Origin of the sequence: Moraxella sp. VT-16-12 (genome assembly GCF_002224245.2) — a bacterium.
GTDB lineage: Bacteria > Pseudomonadota > Gammaproteobacteria > Pseudomonadales > Moraxellaceae > Moraxella.
In genome coordinates, this window is record NZ_NKHK02000002.1 from 175,141 (window position 1) to 192,286 (window position 17,146).

At 41.1% G+C, this 17,146-nt stretch carries 12 protein-coding genes; 2 read left to right on the forward strand and 10 right to left on the reverse strand.

Translation table 11 applies throughout. The features are described 5' to 3' along the window. Positions 1 to 42: 42 nt before the first annotated feature. From CEW93_RS02615 to CEW93_RS02630, 4 genes are read right to left on the reverse strand one after another with little or no spacing between them, the layout of a single operon-like run. Positions 43 to 1,029: a mechanosensitive ion channel family protein gene (locus CEW93_RS02615; RefSeq protein ID WP_089539276.1), complete on the reverse strand. Its 987-nt coding sequence runs from the start codon at positions 1,027 to 1,029 to the stop codon at positions 43 to 45. A 10-nt stretch (positions 1,030 to 1,039) separates the two neighbouring features. Continuing rightward, a complete protein-coding gene (locus CEW93_RS02620; RefSeq protein ID WP_255503913.1) occupies positions 1,040 to 1,912 on the reverse strand; it encodes an energy transducer TonB in 873 nt (290 codons plus the stop codon). A 15-nt stretch (positions 1,913 to 1,927) separates the two neighbouring features. After that, positions 1,928 to 2,227 carry a DUF3817 domain-containing protein gene (locus CEW93_RS02625; RefSeq protein WP_089539277.1) on the reverse strand — a complete coding sequence of 100 codons (300 nt, stop codon included), beginning with the start codon at positions 2,225 to 2,227 and terminating at the stop codon, positions 1,928 to 1,930. A gap of 35 nt (positions 2,228 to 2,262) precedes the next feature. Further along, on the reverse strand, positions 2,263 to 4,335 hold the full coding sequence (locus CEW93_RS02630) for a protein-disulfide reductase DsbD domain-containing protein (protein WP_089539282.1): 2,073 nt from the start codon (positions 4,333 to 4,335) through the stop codon (positions 2,263 to 2,265). Positions 4,336 to 4,574: 239 nt separating this feature from the next. Between CEW93_RS02630 and glyA the strand changes: the two genes are divergently transcribed. After that, positions 4,575 to 5,954: a serine hydroxymethyltransferase gene (gene glyA / locus CEW93_RS02635; RefSeq protein WP_089539279.1), complete on the forward strand. Its 1,380-nt coding sequence runs from the start codon at positions 4,575 to 4,577 to the stop codon at positions 5,952 to 5,954. A gap of 68 nt (positions 5,955 to 6,022) precedes the next feature. On the opposite strand, the gene CEW93_RS10770 is transcribed toward glyA, so the two are convergent. The 6 genes from CEW93_RS10770 to ruvB form a co-directional block, all read right to left on the reverse strand. After that, positions 6,023 to 10,486 carry a cell envelope integrity protein TolA gene (locus CEW93_RS10770; protein ID WP_186727877.1) on the reverse strand — a complete coding sequence of 1,488 codons (4,464 nt, stop codon included), beginning with the start codon at positions 10,484 to 10,486 and terminating at the stop codon, positions 6,023 to 6,025. A 137-nt stretch (positions 10,487 to 10,623) separates the two neighbouring features. Further along, on the reverse strand, positions 10,624 to 12,723 hold the full coding sequence (glyS, locus tag CEW93_RS02645) for a glycine--tRNA ligase subunit beta (protein WP_089539129.1): 2,100 nt from the start codon (positions 12,721 to 12,723) through the stop codon (positions 10,624 to 10,626). A gap of 264 nt (positions 12,724 to 12,987) precedes the next feature. Next, a complete protein-coding gene (locus CEW93_RS02650; protein WP_089539130.1) occupies positions 12,988 to 13,929 on the reverse strand; it encodes a hypothetical protein in 942 nt (313 codons plus the stop codon). Continuing rightward, positions 13,926 to 14,870: a glycine--tRNA ligase subunit alpha gene (glyQ, locus tag CEW93_RS02655; RefSeq protein ID WP_089539131.1), complete on the reverse strand. Its 945-nt coding sequence runs from the start codon at positions 14,868 to 14,870 to the stop codon at positions 13,926 to 13,928. The genes CEW93_RS02650 and glyQ overlap by 4 nt, the downstream gene beginning before the upstream one ends. Positions 14,871 to 14,975: 105 nt before the next feature. Beyond that, positions 14,976 to 15,227, reverse strand: coding sequence for a PspC domain-containing protein (locus tag CEW93_RS02660; RefSeq protein ID WP_089539132.1), 252 nt, complete (start codon positions 15,225 to 15,227; stop codon positions 14,976 to 14,978). A gap of 143 nt (positions 15,228 to 15,370) precedes the next feature. Then, the gene (gene ruvB, locus CEW93_RS02665; RefSeq protein ID WP_089539196.1) at positions 15,371 to 16,369 is read right to left on the reverse strand and encodes a Holliday junction branch migration DNA helicase RuvB; all 999 of its coding nucleotides are present in this window, start codon (positions 16,367 to 16,369) and stop codon (positions 15,371 to 15,373) included. 321 nt (positions 16,370 to 16,690) lie between these two features. Here ruvB and CEW93_RS02670 point away from each other — a divergent pair, with 321 nt between their 5' ends. Continuing rightward, complete coding sequence (locus CEW93_RS02670; protein ID WP_089539133.1) at positions 16,691 to 17,110, forward strand: MCR_0457 family protein; 420 nt, start codon at positions 16,691 to 16,693, stop codon at positions 17,108 to 17,110. Positions 17,111 to 17,146 lie beyond the last annotated feature (36 nt).

The window sequence follows — 17,146 nt, forward strand, 5'->3', positions numbered from 1 at the left end:
GCCATCAATTATAGCCAATCATAATTTGTTTAAAGTATCTTTTTATTTATCTGTAACTTTTTGCAAAATTTCATCCAAGCCTTCAATCTGTACTGTGCGATTAGGAAAAGGAATGTTAATCCCTGCCTCATCAAAGGCATATTTAATTGCTTCCAACAAATCACACTGCATGGCAAACCATTTATCATTCGTTGTCCACAGATACATGGTCAGATTAACCGAGCTGTCTGCCAATTCCGTAACACGCACAATCGGCTCCTCAGGTGCTTTGAGTACCCCATCATGAGCATCAGCCAAATCCAACATAATACGCCGAGCAGTCCTAATATCACTATCATAACCAATCCCCACCATCACCTCTATTCGCCGATTGGGATAAGAGCTAAAATTGGTGGTGGCGGTGGTCATAATATCGCCATTTGGCACGATGATTTCATGATTATTGACAGTACGGATGCGAGTATTTACCAATGTAATCTCTTCTACTCGCCCTATTTTGCCTGCTATCTCCACACTATCACCACGGCGAAACGGACGAAAAATCACAATCAGCACACCTGCCGCCAAGTTAGAAACTTGGTCTTTTAAAGACACACCAATGGCAACTGTCAAAGCACCCAGCACCGCCACAAAAGATGTGGTGCTAATCCCAAGCTGATTTAAGGACGCCAGCACCACAGCCGCCAGCACCACTCCATAGAGCAAATTGCCCAAAAAACTGACTGCCGTGCCGTCCATAGAACTTCTTTGCATGGCACGTTTGGCGATATTGACAAAACGCTTACCTATCCATTTACCCACAAAAAAGATGATGACGGCAAGCAGCAGTTTCACCCCAAAACTTGTGGAGTTATTAATCAATGTGGCAGTATCCACAGGAATGCCCAATAAATGCAAGGTATAATCGCTGGCTTGGGTAAGGTTTTCGGTGGTGTGAGTTACCACTTCTTTGGTTGCTTCTTTGACTGTTTCACTTGCCTGTGTTACGTCTTTAACAACATCATTGGTCGGTGCAGTTGTGTTTGTCATAATACTTTCATCAATAAGACACTTCTAGTTGGTCGCTATATCGCCAAGTACGAATAATCCGCAATTCGGTCAGCTCGCCCATATCAGCACTAAACTTGCCATAAGGAGCAGACTGTCGCACCGAATTTTTGGCGGCTTCATCCAAGATGGCAGAACCTGACGATTCTAAAAGCTGTATCGCTTTAACCTGACCATCTGATGACACCACCACCAATAAACGCACATCACCCATGATGCCTTTGGTACGAGCTTGCTCAGGATAATACTGATTGGCGACACGCTCCACATGACGACGAAAATTCTCCAAATACGCTGCTGCTTTACCATGTGTGGTGGCGTTAGAATTGACCGTTTGTGTGTTGGTTTTGGAAGCAAAAACCTGCTGTTTTTGTGATAGCTGAGCTTCTAAGGTACGAATTTTCTTGCGAATGCGTTCTTCTTGTATGTCTAAGTCATCTTGTTTGTCTTCATGATCATTGTTGCTTTGGTCGTTTGTGTAGCGTACAGACAAAGTGGTTTTTAGATAGCTTTGTTGGTATGCCTGCTGACGAGCTTGTTTTTGTAAATCAATGATGTCTTGAGCATCTTCTACTTCATCAGAGCTGTCAGCAGAGATGTTGGTGGTTTCTTGGCGAAGCTGTTGGCGTACTTCTCCCCCACCTTCTTGGCTGGCGTTAGCAATAAAGCGAGCATCTTCATTTTTTTGAGTATTGGTTGTGAGGGCAATGGCGACATCTTGTGCCATCTCATCAGGTGCAACACCCATACCAAAGCCTATCCCAAAAATCAAAAAAGCGTGCAACGCCACCGAAATGGCTGTCGCTACTGGTATGTCCAATTTTGAAAATTGGTTAAATTTTTTGAGTAACACAGCAGATTTCACAATAGTCTCTTGTTTTTAATCATCGTCTATTCGTTCAAGTTCAAGACGATAAATGTATCGCTCAAACCAAAATGGCATAAAAGGCAATAAAGATGCCACCAGTCCTATCACAAACACTTTAACCGACCAGCGTTTGACTTGGCAAGCCACAAGTAACAACACCAAAAACCCCACAAACATCGCCCCATGAAACATACCTGCATAAGGCACCAAAACAGGTTGATGAAAAAAGTACTTTAAAGGCATGGCAATGCCAAGCAGCAACAAAAAAGACACCCCTTCCAAAAAGCTTACCAAGCGTAACACAGCAATCATCTAAACCCCCAAATTACCTTTCATACATCAAACCATCACAAAGATAAAGCCTGAATAAAATCCGCCCGTTTGGTTTCACCAAGTAACATATTTTTTAGCTTGGCTTGGTGATAAATCAGCAGTGCAGGCGGACCAAACAATCCATAACGAGCCAATACCGCTCGGCTATCATCAGTGGTTTGGGTAATGTCAAGTTTGACCACTTGATAAGATTTTAGCTCATCAGGTCTGTCGCTAAACAACGTCCGCTCCATGATACGGCATTCCACACACCATTTGGCAGTAATATCCACCAAAACTTTGTCATGAGTCATCAAAATCTCATCAAGCTCATCTAAGGTGGTGATGGTCAAATCGTTGTGCGTTTGAACGTTTGTACTCATCACAGACAAAGGTTGCCAAGGGTCAGTATTCCCCAAACCTGCTCCCACCATCAAACACAGCACCCAAGCGGCTGCCACCATCGCCATCGCCCGAGCAAAAAGCACGCCCACGCGATACAGCCACACCGACAGTAATGCAAACCACACCGCCCATGCCACCAAAACCCAAGACGACACCCAAATCCGCTCGGTCAGACTCACCGCCACCGCAAGTAGCAATAACGCACAAAACTCCTTAACGTACAGCGTCCAAGCCCCTGATTTTGGCATAAATTTGCCTTGCAATGTTCCCATAATAACAAGTGGCACAGACAAACCCAACCCCAGCATAAACAGCATGATAAAGCCTAAGCCGATATTTTGAGTGGTCGCCACCGCCGACAACGCCCCTGCCATTGGCAAAGACACACAAGGAGACACCACCAACGCCGATAACAGTCCCGCCAAAAAGCTACCACTCATGCTACCTAAATATTTATCAGCGGATTGTGATTTTTGTTGCAAAAAGTTGCTGATGGTGCTTGGCAGTTTAAGTTGAATGACATCAAACATGGCAAGTGCCAACACCAAAAACAGCAGGGCAAAAACTCCCAAAACATACGGATTTTGCAGATAACCAACAATGCCTAATGCTTGACCAAACCATGCAATAATCATACCCAAAATCCCATAGGCACACGCCACACCCACGCCATAACTTGCTGATAATAGCAGTCCTTGACGTGTGGTTGCTTGATTACGAGCGACAATATTTGCCACAATGGGTATCATCGGATACACACATGGGGTCAAGGCAAGTAGCAATCCCAACAAAAACAACAGCCCCACCGCCACCAAAGGACGCTCATTAATGCCAAAGGGGTCAGCTTGCCCATCTAAGGTATGATTAATGGTGGGTGCTGTCTGGGTTGAGCTTGCTTGGACTGGGTCAATCTGCCCAACATCAGCAGACGAATTGGCAGTAGCCATTTGTCCAAACACGCCAGTATTTACCAAGGTATCATCATGCTGTGGTTGCACGTTCATTGGGCTGATTGCCTGTGATGTGCCAAAGTTGGCAGGCGTATCTGTTGGGGCGATTTGGGGGTTATCCACCGCAACACTTGGTACAGATTGTGTGTCCACATCTGATGACACGCTTGGCTCTGCTGGCAAAGTTTGCTCTGCCACAGAAGGAGCAGATACGACACTTGGTTGATTGGGCTGATTTTGATTTTGGCTGGTTGATTGGCTGGGTTTGAGTGTGATGGTGGCATTGATGGTCTCAGGTGGATAACACAGTCCTGCCTTAGCACAGCCTTGCCATTTTATGACAATAGGGGCATTGCTGATGGCATTTGTTGTGCTAAGCGTGGTGCTTGCCACGACATTTTCTTCAAAAACCGCCACTTTCCCAAAGGTTGGGTCATCTATCGTGGTGGGTGTTTTGTCAAACTGCCAAGCGTTTGCTGACACGCCATCGGGCAGTTTTAATGTCAGCTTATCTTGATAAACATAATGCTCTGGCGTTACCACAAAGGCAACTGACAACTTTTCGCCATCTTGGGTAACAGAGACATTAAAAGCTTGATGAACAGGTAAAAATTTGCTTTTTTGGTTTTGTCCAAATAAACTTGCCAAATTTGATTTTTGGCTGGGTGCTTCACTGGCATAGGCAAGCGTTGTTATCTGGGTTGTTGCCAGCACCACATTAAATGCAAAAATAATATTTAATAAACGAGTCATCATTATAAATTAAAAAGAAAATTGATTATTATAGCAAATTTTTAATATATGGGAAAATTTGCCATTTTCAACCGGCAAAGATGGTTTATGTTTAGACCTTGATGTGCTGTGGATACCACCATAAAATTTAACATATCCTAAAAATTTATCATGTAAAAGCAGCAAATCCTTTGTGCTATTTTTGGCAAAATATGCTAAACTTATGGCGTTTAGTTCTTTTGCACTTTTAAGGTACACTCATGTTTAAAGACATCTCTTTGCACACTTACGACCCAGAGCTGGCGGCTGCCATTGACGCCGAAAGCACTCGTCAAGAAGACCATATTGAGCTGATTGCCTCCGAAAACTACTGCTCACCTGCGGTGATGCAAGCTCAGGGTTCAACTTTGACCAACAAATACGCCGAAGGCTACCCTGCCAAACGCTACTATGGCGGTTGTGAGCATGTGGATGTCATTGAACAGCTTGCCATCGACCGTGCCAAAGAGCTCTTTGGTGCTGACTATGCCAATGTACAGCCCCATTCTGGCTCAAATGCCAACGCTGCCGTTTATCTTGCTCTACTAGAAGCAGGCGACACCGTACTGGGCATGAGCCTTGCCCACGGTGGACATTTGACGCATGGGGCGAGCGTGTCGTTTTCGGGCAAAACCTACAATGCTGTACATTATGGCGTGGATGATAACGGCTTGATTGATTATGATGAAGTGGCACGCCTTGCCAAAGAGCACAAGCCTAAGATGATTATTGCTGGTTTTTCAGCATACTCTCAGGTGATGGACTGGCAAAAGTTTCGTGAGATTGCCGACAGCGTCGGTGCGTATTTGATGGTGGACATGGCTCATGTGGCAGGTCTTGTGGCAGCTGGCGTGTATCCAAGCCCTGTACAAATTGCCGATGTTACCACCACAACCACACACAAAACCTTGCGTGGTCCACGTTCAGGCTTGATTCTTGCCAAAGCCAATCCAGAGATTGAAAAAAAGCTCAATTCTGCCGTTTTCCCTGGCTCTCAGGGCGGCCCACTCATGCACGCCATTGCCGCCAAAGCCGTGTGCTTTAAAGAAGCGATGTCGCCAGAATATAAGGAATATCAAACCCAAGTGGTCAAAAATGCCCAAGCGATGGCAGACACCATCATCTCTCGTGGCTATGACGTGGTGTCTGGTGGCACACAAAACCATCTGATGCTCATCAGTCTCATCAAGCAAGGCATCACTGGTAAAGAAGCGGACAAATGGCTTGGCGACGCTCACATCACCGTCAATAAAAACGCCGTACCAAACGACCCCAAATCGCCTTTTGTTACCTCAGGCATTCGTATTGGCACGCCAGCGGTTACCACTCGTGGCTTTAAAGAAGCTGAATGTATTGAGCTGGCAGGCTGGATTTGTGATGTGCTAGACGCTCGTGGTGATGAAGCGACTTTGGCACAGGTACGTGAAAAGGTGGCTGATGTCTGCAAACGATTGCCTGTGTATCAGCACTCAAAAACCAAAGAACTCTTTGCTAAAATCAGCGATATGATTGATGAACAAGCTGACAGTGAGTTTGTGCATACCGCCAAAGAAAAATTTAACGAGTTGTATGAAAAGGCCATGGCCAAACTTCAAAAATAACCCATGATAAAAAATCCGCTCAATTTGGGCGGATTTTTTTATAAACACCAACAAGTAAAATATTCAAACTAAACGCGTATGGTCAGATTTACCCCATGCTCCAAATGATTAATGAACACCATATTACTGGCAATCTCAATCACAAGTGGCGTTTGCTTAATATGATAACGTCCACTTTCTTCCTCATAATACCAATCGCTTTGTATGGTCATGTCATGCAGTTGTATTGAAAACCGCTCACCCGTCGCCAAATCTTCTATATTTACCCGTCCATACAAACGAGCCACAAACACTCGCCACCCAAAAAACTCAAAACTACTGACCGCCTGCGTGGTTCTGCGTTCATAAGATGATGCTCGCTCTGTCTGCCGAATTTCTTGTGATGACGTTACTGGTTGTGGCGTGGCAGTTGGTTGATTGTCTGGTTCAAGTCGCTCTTGCTCGGCACGTTCTTTTTCTAGGCGTTCTTGTTCAAGCTGTTCTTGTCTTTGTTGCTCCAAACGCTCTTGCTCAGCCTTTTGTTGTGCCAATTTTTCTTGTTCGGCACGCTCTTGTTCAAGTCGCTCTTGCTCGGCACGTTCTTTTTCTAGGCGTTCTTGCTCTTTTAGATAATCTTGCTCCAATTTTTTAAGCTGTTGGATTTCTTTGTGCTCCTTTTTGGTTAATGCCAACACAGATTTAACAATCTCTTCTTTGCTTTTTGGTGGTTTGGGATTTTTTTCTTTATCTGCTGATGATAATTTACTGATGGGAATTTTATGCTCCTGATATAGCTCTTCTACATCTTGCAGGCATTCTTTAAATGATTCATCATCTATCATCTGCTGTGCCAGATTTTTCATATTGTCATAAAACAAGGAAAAACGAGCCAACGCAAAATCATGATTGTGGTCATTTCTCATGATGAGAGACTCATAAAAATGATATAAATCCTTATAATTTCCCCCTTTTTCTAGCAACAGTGCCAACGCACGCACCGCAGGAAAATTGGCACTCCAAATGTCGCCATCACCCATTGTTACTGAAAATGTTTGCCTGATGGCAGAAAACAGCTTGGCAATATTTTCATCATCATGCTTTTTGTGATAAGGTTGGTTGGCAAGTGCCATCAATGTCTCATTTAAATTTAGGGCATATAAAATATCCACCAACTCATTTTGTGGTTTGTCAAATTTTGGCACAATACGGCTTGTGTGATTGATTTCCATCGTGCGTTTTTTGCCCATTTTTATTGAATTTCTTTTTTGAATGGAAAATGCTTGGGCAAGTTTATCGGACAGCTCTCCCCAATCTGCAGGCTTATAATATTCAATCCGCTCAATCACATATTGCCAATCACTACGAAAACACGCTTGAACGGTTAATAATCTTTGTAAGCGATTTTCAAATTCATTTGCAATATCTTCATCTTTACAATAATCATAAATGCGTTTTAAAATATCAGGATTGTGAATGTCGGGCAACAAATAAGACAGGACAGACTCCAATTCTTGAACATCGTCCAAATACGGCAATATCTTATCCCAATAAGACAACTGCAACTCATTCATATTATTTGTGGCTAATGTATTCATCACGGCTCCTAAGTTATCCAAATAAATGTGGCACATCAGTTTTTTATGCCAATCATCAGTATGATTTAATAATAATTCATAATAAGCCAGTGGCATTTTTGGCAATTCTTGATTGGCTTTGGATTTTTCCCAATAGGCAAACGCCGCTTTTTTATCATTCATATAATAATGACATTGTGCCAAATAATGATAAATGCACGGCGTATTTTTTTGGGCTGCTTGCTTTAATTGCTGGCAAAGATTGTCATAATCCCTATTTGTCAATTCCAATGTTGGCAGTCTTTCTATCAATTCATCAAGCAGTACGCTCCAAAATTCAGACCATACTTTATCTTGATATTGGGATAAATATTTATTAAAAATAATATTAAACACATCTGCGTTTAGATAGCGATATGGCTCATCACCCAATAGCCCAATCAAATAACAATTACCAATATATTCTTTGGGTAAATTATCTTTAAAATATTTAATGTATAAAGATAAAGCATAACGATTTTGCTTTTTCCAAAGATAAGTCAAGGTAAATATCTTTTGTCCTTCACCATGACTAAATTCAAAATAATGTTCATAATTTTTGTTGATATGGGCAACAAGTATGAGTATTTTCATACAGTCTGGATAATACGCATGGTGGAATAACCACTCTGCTTTTGCCATCAATTCTTCTTTGGTTTGCTTGGAAAAACTTTGATAATATGGCACATAATGACAATTAATATCAGCAATATCGGCTTTTTTAATAAAATAGTTTTCTTGATGGCTAAAAATTTGCTCCCAAATGTCATATTCAGATTTTGTACCAATGATAAAGACGTGCGATAAAGATTGATTGATTGCCTGATAAATACGGCTTAATAATTCATCTATCTGATGACGCACCATCAAATCTAAGGATAAAATCTGCTCATCATCAAAAAAATACGACAGGCATTCATCAAAAAACCCTGCCAAAGCAACATGATGATATTTTTGACTCAAATCATCAAATGCCATAAAATGAATGTCGCCTTCTGATGGTTTCATATACGTAAATAGATGACCAATATTTTTATCATCTATCAGATATTGCTCTGCATTTTGACGGCTTTGATTAATGACAATCGGAATGGATTTATTGCCAAACAGTGCATGAAGCAGATCTTTATTTTCCACATCAATAAAATAAATGTGCTGATGATGGGTGGCGGTATTGTGATGAGCAAATGCCACATTTGGTGAGATGGACAATTTTTGGCGTTGTAGGTTTAATAAAAACTGCAAAACGCTCACAAAGTCCGCTTGATAATTCAAAACGGTCGGTTGCAATATACATTTTTCATCAGAATCATCAAGCAATGCGTGTAATAACACTGTTAATGAAATATGCCAATCACTAAAATAATACTGTGCCCCATGATGACTGCCAAAGAATAATAATGGTGCTTGGCTGATTAAGCCATCTTTATGATACCAATAGCATTGTTTGATTAAAAATTCTATTTCTAAATTCGTATATTGCTCAGCATCATCAACAATTAAAGACGCATAAGTAGGACTTTGGGGGTTTTGACTGGCTTGTAATACCAAATCTTGCAAATCCCAATAGCCTTCTTTATGTAATGATTCATACCAGCCTTTATAAATATTTTGGTGAATCACCGCAAAATCATCACGACTGATTTTATCATCAGAATAATCCGTGTCTGATGGGATTTTTTTACCTTTAATCACATGATAAATCACATACCACACCAAAGAAACTGGGTATTGATTTAATTGATTTTTATGAAACAAAGATGACGATTGCCACAAGTCAGTAAACCTGTCAAAATCAATCATCTTATCATGATGAAATCGTGATAAAAATTCATCATCAGCATAGCTTTGTATATAACTTACCATATCATGACAACACTCATCAATCAATACATCTACCAGCTCATCGCCTGATACTGGCAATGATGAATTGATATATTTTTGATAATATTGCACATATTGAGTTAATTGTTGTTTAAGCTGATTTTTTTGTTTGGCGGAGCATAATAACAAGCACGGCAAAACGCCATGATTTTGCCAATTTGGTTGTGATAAAAAATGCAGTGCCAAAATGGCAACCAAACTGGTTTTTCCATGATTATTTGGGGCATTAACAACATAAGGAAATCTGACATTTTCTTCAAATAAATCATGAATGACCTTTTGTTGAAATTTATTCACATAAATCGGCAATTGCAATGTTTGGCTGTGCTTCCAATGTTCTTTATCAACAAGACACTCTTGTGGCAAAAACCTTGAAAAATTATCTGAATTGATCTGATGTGATGCCAATTTGGAATTATCGTCAATTTGAAAAAATATGTCATGACCTGCAATATGTGCGTGCTGTGGCTGACCTTGCTCAATACCTGCTTGAATGATTTTAAAAACATAAGACAAATCATTATCTGACAAATAAGGTCTTAGCCCATAAACCCAATGGCTATTTTCTTCATAATATTGCTTGGGAATGCTCAGTGATGTCAGTTGTAAAATGTCAGTTTTTACCTGAAAAAAATAACCGTTGCTGTCGGCTTTATCCATCACTTTGGTGTTGGTGATGTCTTTTTTTTGTGATATTAATTGTATGTATTTATGAAGTTTTTTATCAATATTTTGTTGGTTATATAGCATATTACCTTGTCTTTCAACATGGTAATAAAAATCATCATAGCCTTTATTACTGCGATTAAAAATTTTAAAAAATACCGCCACTTGATGATGTTTGTCATCAATCTCCAAATCCACCAATTTAATGAGCAACCGATAGTTGTAAGCCACCTGTTTTTTGACATAAAATGGGTGCTCAAATTTATCCACCTGTGTGGTAAATTGATGATAATCCAAACGCTCAATCTGTCGTGCAAGTTTATCAATTTTCGCTTCTAAACCAAAAGTTTTTGACTCTTTACGACAGTTTTCAGAGATAAAAACATACATATCCACGCCACTTTTTAAAAAACATTGTATAATATAAAACCAATCTTTATATTTGTCAAAACTTATCTTAAACAAAAAAAACCACCTGACAAAGCCAAGTGATTTTTAGTATTATTAGGCAAACTCACTTATTTAGACTAGCTTTGTAACTGCCCAATATCCGCCACGCTCAAAAACAACGTTCGCACCTGCCCAAGCAAAGCCAAGCGGTTATTTTTAAGCTGCTCATCATCGCTATTAACCATCACCGTATCAAAAAAGGCAGTCAAAGGTTCTGCTAAGGCACTCAAAGCGGTCAATACCCCTTGATAATCTGCCATCTCTTGTAAAGGCTTTGTCTGCTCTTTGGCGGTTTGTAGTGCTTGATACAAGGCTTGCTCAGCAGGCTCGGCAAGTAGCTTAGTATCAACGCCATCAGCCACCACATCTGCCTTGGCTAAGATGTTGGCAACACGTTTGTTGTTTTGTGATAAGGTGTCCGCTTGGGGCAAGGCACGAAACGCCTGCACCGCACGCACTCGCTCATCAAAATCAAGGGGCGTTTGCACATTGATGGCTTGCACCGCTTGTATGGTGTCTACGCTCACGCCTTGCTCGGTGTACATGGCACGATAGCGAGAGCTAATAAACGCCATGACATCGGCAAAGGTTTTATCTGCCTTGGCAATTTTGTCGCCATAATGGTTAATCGCTGCACTGACCAAAGTGTCTAGACTAAGTGGCAGTTTGTTTTCAATCAAAATCCGCAAAATGCCAATGCTGGCTCGTCTTAAACTAAATGGGTCTTTTGAGCCTGTGGGTGCTTCATCAATACCAAAAATCCCCACCAAAGTATCCAAGCGGTCAGACAACGCTAAGGCAATGCCAATCGGGCTTTTGGGCAGTGTATCGCCACTAAATCTGGGCAAATACTGCTCAGTGATGGCATCTGCCACGCTCGCTTTTTCACCTGATTTGTAAGCATAATAAGTGCCTGCCACGCCTTGAAGCTCTGGAAACTCACCCACCAAGGTGGTCGCCAAATCTGCCTTGGACAGCTCGCCTGCTCGCACCACGTCCGCCAAAGCTACGCCTTGCCAGTTGCCTTTTGCCTGCACATTCTCCACAATAAAACTGGATAATTTGGCAATACGCTCACCCTTTTCCCAAATCGTGCCAAGTTTGTCCTGAAACACACGAGTTTTTAGGGTGTTGGCAAACTCAATCAATGGGCGTTTTTGGTCTTGCAAAAAGAAAAATTCAGCATCTGCTAGACGTGGGCGTACCACTTTTTCGTTGCCAGCAATCACCGCTTGTTTGTCTTTGCTGTCAATGTTGCTGATAAAGATAAAATTAGGCTTTAATTTGCCGTCTTTGTCCGTCAAACAAAAATACTTTTGGTCAGCTTGCATGGTGCTAATCAAGGCTTCTTGGGGAACTGCCAAAAAGCGTTCATCAAAGTTAGCTCTAAGGGCAACAGGCAAATCCACAAGGGCAGTTACTTCATCAAGCAGCTCATCAGGCACGATGGCAAGTGCTTCCACTTCGTCCGCCAACTGTTTGACATCTGTGATGATTTTTGCTTGGCGTTTGGCAAAATCGGCAATCACTTGGCGACTTACCAGTAGCTCTTCATAATTATCCGCATGGTCAATGACAAAAAACTCAGGGGCGTGATAGCGATGACCACGGCTTTGGTTGCCTGTTTTGTGTCCTTGAATGGTCGCGTCAATCACCGCCCCATCACGCATCAAAACCACCCACTGCACAGGACGCACAAATTCGTGCTTGTCAGCTCCAGAACGCATACGTTTGGCGATGGGTAGCTCATCTAAGGCTTTTTGGATAAGAGATGGCAATAAATCGTCCACCTTTTCGCCTTTGATGGTCATCTCATAACCAATATATTCGCCCTTTTTGTCGCTGATGGTGATTAACTCATCTTTGGTTAGGTTTAAGCCACTTGCATTGAGCCCTTGCAAAAAGCCCTGACCCGCTCGTGTCAGCTCGCCTGTTTCGTCAAATGCCGCTTTAATGCTTGGGCCTTTTTTGGTTTCGGTTTTGTCAGGGGTAACACTTGCCACACCAAAAATCTGCACCGCCAAACGCCGTGGGGCAGCATAGCTTTTGATACGCTCAAAAGCGATGTTTTGTTCGGTCAAAGACTTTTCAATGCTGTCTTGTAAGGCATTTTGTAAGGTTTTTAAGGATTTTGGGGGCAGCTCTTCGGTGCCAAGTTCAAATAGGATTGTGTTCATTGTTTGACCTTTTTTCAATTATAGATTAAACATTAAGTTTTTAAGATTTATCTGCCAACCATTTTTCTAAAATTTTTAACATTTCATCAACACTTGGCTGTTTTTTTAGGCGGTGTTGGTCTTGGTTTGGCATTTTCTAAATCATGTGAAAATTACTCTATTGCTTTTTCATCTGTTACCACAAAATTTTTAAAAAAATGATGAAGTTGCCATACTATAAACTCCACAAATAATTTATAAATAAGCTCTTAATTGAAAAATACTTTATCTAGATAAGTCATCTTCAAATAATAAAGAGCCATCACCAATAACACTCAAACTATTCAAACGCTCTTTAATATTAATTTCTTTCTCATATAAACATTCAATTTCTGATAACACTGTTGATGAGAAGTTTCCAAATAAAAATTTCAAATATTCATCCAGTAAAGCAATATCTAAATCTAGTGGTTTTATGTCTCTAATAAATTTTTGATATGACGACACTTTTGTATTATTTAACAACCATATAAGAATTTCTTTTTGAGAATACTTCATATCTGATAAGCAAAATTTATCATAACTACTACAATTTATCAAATGAAAAGCCTTGCTATCATATTTTAATTCATGTGTATACAAGTTTTTATTTTGAGCTTCATTGCAAATAAGCTCATAACTCTTTTGGATTATTTTGAGTACAGTTTTATTTAAAAATTTTTTAATTTTTTCATTATTTGTATACACATTAGAAAAATTATCTTTTTCCAAACCGTCTGTAAGGTATTTTTGAAAAAAAGAAATCAAATCAAGACTTTCATTTTTTTCCTTAACACTCATAGAAAATCTATCATAGCGATATGTTTTATAAAACTTTCCCAATAAACACAAAAATTCTTTATGATTTTTTCCAAGATTAAAAAAATCCTTGCTGTCAATAAGATAGTTCTTACTCAATCTGTCAAATAAATGATTTGTATCGTGAGTAATTAAACTGCTCTCAATATTATCAACACTCACACCATCATTAAACTCTCTTAAAATAATGCCAATTTTAAAAACTCTTTCAAAACCAACTGATAAATGATACAAGCAATGAAAAACATCACTTGTATCATTTAAATACTCCAAATCATCAAAACACTTTAAACCATCATAAACAAAGGTTAGGGCTATATCCAACTCTGTGCCTAATTCAAAATTTTGCCAAAACTGTTCTTGGTTCATTCATTATTCTCCTTCGGCAGCCACTTCTCCAACGCTTCTGCCTTATGTGCTTCGTCCGCCAAAGGAAAGCCAAGTTTAGCTCTTGCCACCGTGTAGCTTGTCGCCACTTTACGAGCCAATGTCCGCACACGCAGGATAAAACGCTGACGCTCGGTAACACTAATCGCCCCACGAGCATCTAGTAGGTTAAAAGTATGGCTTGCCTTTAAGACCATCTCATAAGCAGGCAAGGGCAAATTGGCAATGACAAGGCGGTCAGCTTCGCTTTCATAAAAATCAAACAGCTCAAAAAGTTTGTCCACATTGGCATATTCAAAGTTGTAGGTGGACTGCTCCACTTCGTTTTGGTGAAAGACATCACCATAAGTTACCCGTCCAAACTCACCGTCTGTCCACACCAAATCATAGACGCTGTCCACGCCCTGAATGTACATAGCAAGGCGTTCAAGCCCATAAGTAATCTCGCCTGTTACAGGGAAACACTCAATTCCCCCCACCTGCTGAAAATAGGTAAATTGGGTAACTTCCATGCCATTGAGCCACACTTCCCAGCCCAAGCCCCACGCCCCCAAAGTTGGGCTCTCCCAGTTGTCTTCTACAAATCGCACATCGTGGGTCAGTGTATCAATCCCCAAAGCTTCTAGGGAGCCTAAATACAGCTCTTGGATATTGGACGGATTAGGTTTTAGCACCACTTGAAACTGATAATAATGCTGCAAGCGGTTTGGGTTGTCGCCATAACGCCCATCGGTGGGACGGCGAGACGGCTGAACATAAGCGGCGTTCCATTTTTCGGGGGTTAAAGCTCGTAAAAAGGTTGCTGTATGAAATGTCCCTGCTCCCATTTCCATGTCATAAGGCTGCAACACCACACAGCCACGGCTTGCCCAGTAGTTTTGAAGGGTTAGGATAATCTCTTGGAAAGTTAGGGGAGTTTTCATGATTTTCACTTTGATTGATAAAAATAGCCTATTTTAGCACAATCCACCCCCATAAAACAAAAAACCACACAGTTTTTGTATGGTTTTTAGCCGATAAGTTTTGACTTAGTTGATGCGTCTGGGTGTATTTGCGTGGTCAATATAAGACTCAGGGGTTGCCTCTGGCATGACTGTCCACAAAATCGCATAAGCCACAATCGCAATCCACAAGGTAACCGTTACTGTCAAAGGAATGGATAACACAAACAGCAATCTTAGCATATTTGGCGACCACCCCAAATATTCCCCCACACCACCAAACACGCCTGCCAACATACGGTTATTTTTTGAGCGATGAAGTTTGGCTAATTTTTGCATAAACTCTCCCATTTAAAAGGTTTTGATTGTCGTTATTTAATGCTTACTATACCTGAAAACCCAACCTTTTACCCAAAGGCTTTGTTAAAGTTTGTTGTATTTTATCAAAAAAATGTCATGATCTTTACCAAAACCTTTTGGTATCATGCCAATACCATCTCACTTGCCAGCACCACACCTTTATCTAATAAAGCCCGTCCTTTTGGCGTACGCTGAATATAACCTTGTTGTATCAAATATGGCTCTATCACATCTTCTAGCGTACCACGGTCTTCCGCCATGGCAGCAGCAATGGCTTCCACACCAGCAGGTCGCCCATCAAACCGCTCTTTTAGCATGGATAAATACCGCCTGTCTAAATGGTCAAGCCCTTGTTTGTCCACAGACAGCATATCCAAAGCAAGGCTTGCCATCTGCCCTGTTACCACGCCATCGCCTTTGACTTCGGCATAATCACGCACTCGGCGAAGCAAACGGTTGGCAATGCGGGGTGTGCCACGGCTACGGCGAGCCACTTCACTTGCCCCATCGCTTTGAATCTGCACTCCAAGCAATCTGCCCGAGCGTTTGACAATCGTGGTCAAATCTGCCACATCATAAAATTCTAGCCTTTGCACAATACCAAAACGGTCTCTAAGTGGCGATGTCAAAAGTCCTGCTCGTGTGGTTGCCGCCACCAAAGTAAAAGGGGGCAAATCCAGCTTAATAGAACGTGCCGCAGGACCTTCACCTATCATGATGTCAAGCTGATAGTCTTCCATTGCAGGATACAATATCTCTTCAATGACAGGGCTAAGTCTATGAATCTCATCAATAAACAGCACGTCGCCTTCTTCTAAATTGGTCAGCATGGCAGCCAAATCGCCTGCTCGCTCCAACACAGGACCACTTGTGCTACGCAAATTACCCCCCATCTCACGAGCGATGATGTTTGCCAGTGTGGTTTTGCCAAGCCCCGGCGGTCCAAAGATGAGTGTGTGGTCAAGTGCTTCTCGGCGTTTTTTGGCAGCCCCAATAAACACTTCCATCTGCTCACGCACCTTGGGCTGACCGATATAATCCGCCAAACTTGTGGGGCGTATGGCTCGGTCTAGGGCATCGTCTTTTTTTAGGTTGGGGTCTATCAGTCGGTTTTGGCTCATGGTCATTGATGATGATAAAACTGCCATTATAAGAAATTTTTAACAATTTGTCGCCTTGATTTGTTGATTGATAAAAACTTTTATCATCATGGTGCATGATTTTTTTGACCACTTGCATTTATTACCAAACTGCTTCTTAATTGTAAATAATGTTATCAACATGAAACATGATTGATTATTTTTTTGACAAAACGCCCGTTTCTTTTGCTCAAAAATAAGATTAAACACCTTATTTATACACTTTTGGCTGATATTCACAAGATTTTTTTGTCATAAAACAGTATGATATGCACTCCACGTTAATTTCATGGGATTGTCATTATGTTATTAAAACGCATATTCCCCATCACCAACATTACCCTAATTTGTACTTTGTTGGCATTTGGTAGTCAAAACCACACTCACGCTATGGACGGCGGTCAATATTCACTCCCCAATAAATATCCCCTACTTAACATCAGCGACACCGAGTATAAACTTGCCCTAGCCCAAGCCCTGTTTGAAATCTGCCCATCCATGCTGACTGTAAAACAACAAGCCCAATTTAATGCCGCTTACCAAAACCAAATTCGCCTATTTATGCCAAATGCCAGCGACCCCAAAGAAGCCATGCAAAAACTTGCCAGTAAACAAGACTATCAAGTCGCACTCAAAAGCCTAAAAAACTGGACAGCCAGCTTTCCACCCAGTGAAAACAAAGCCCTATGCCAAGAATTCGCCCAATCTTCCATCATCTTTTGATGATAAATGGCAGGCTGTGTCATCATTTTTCACACA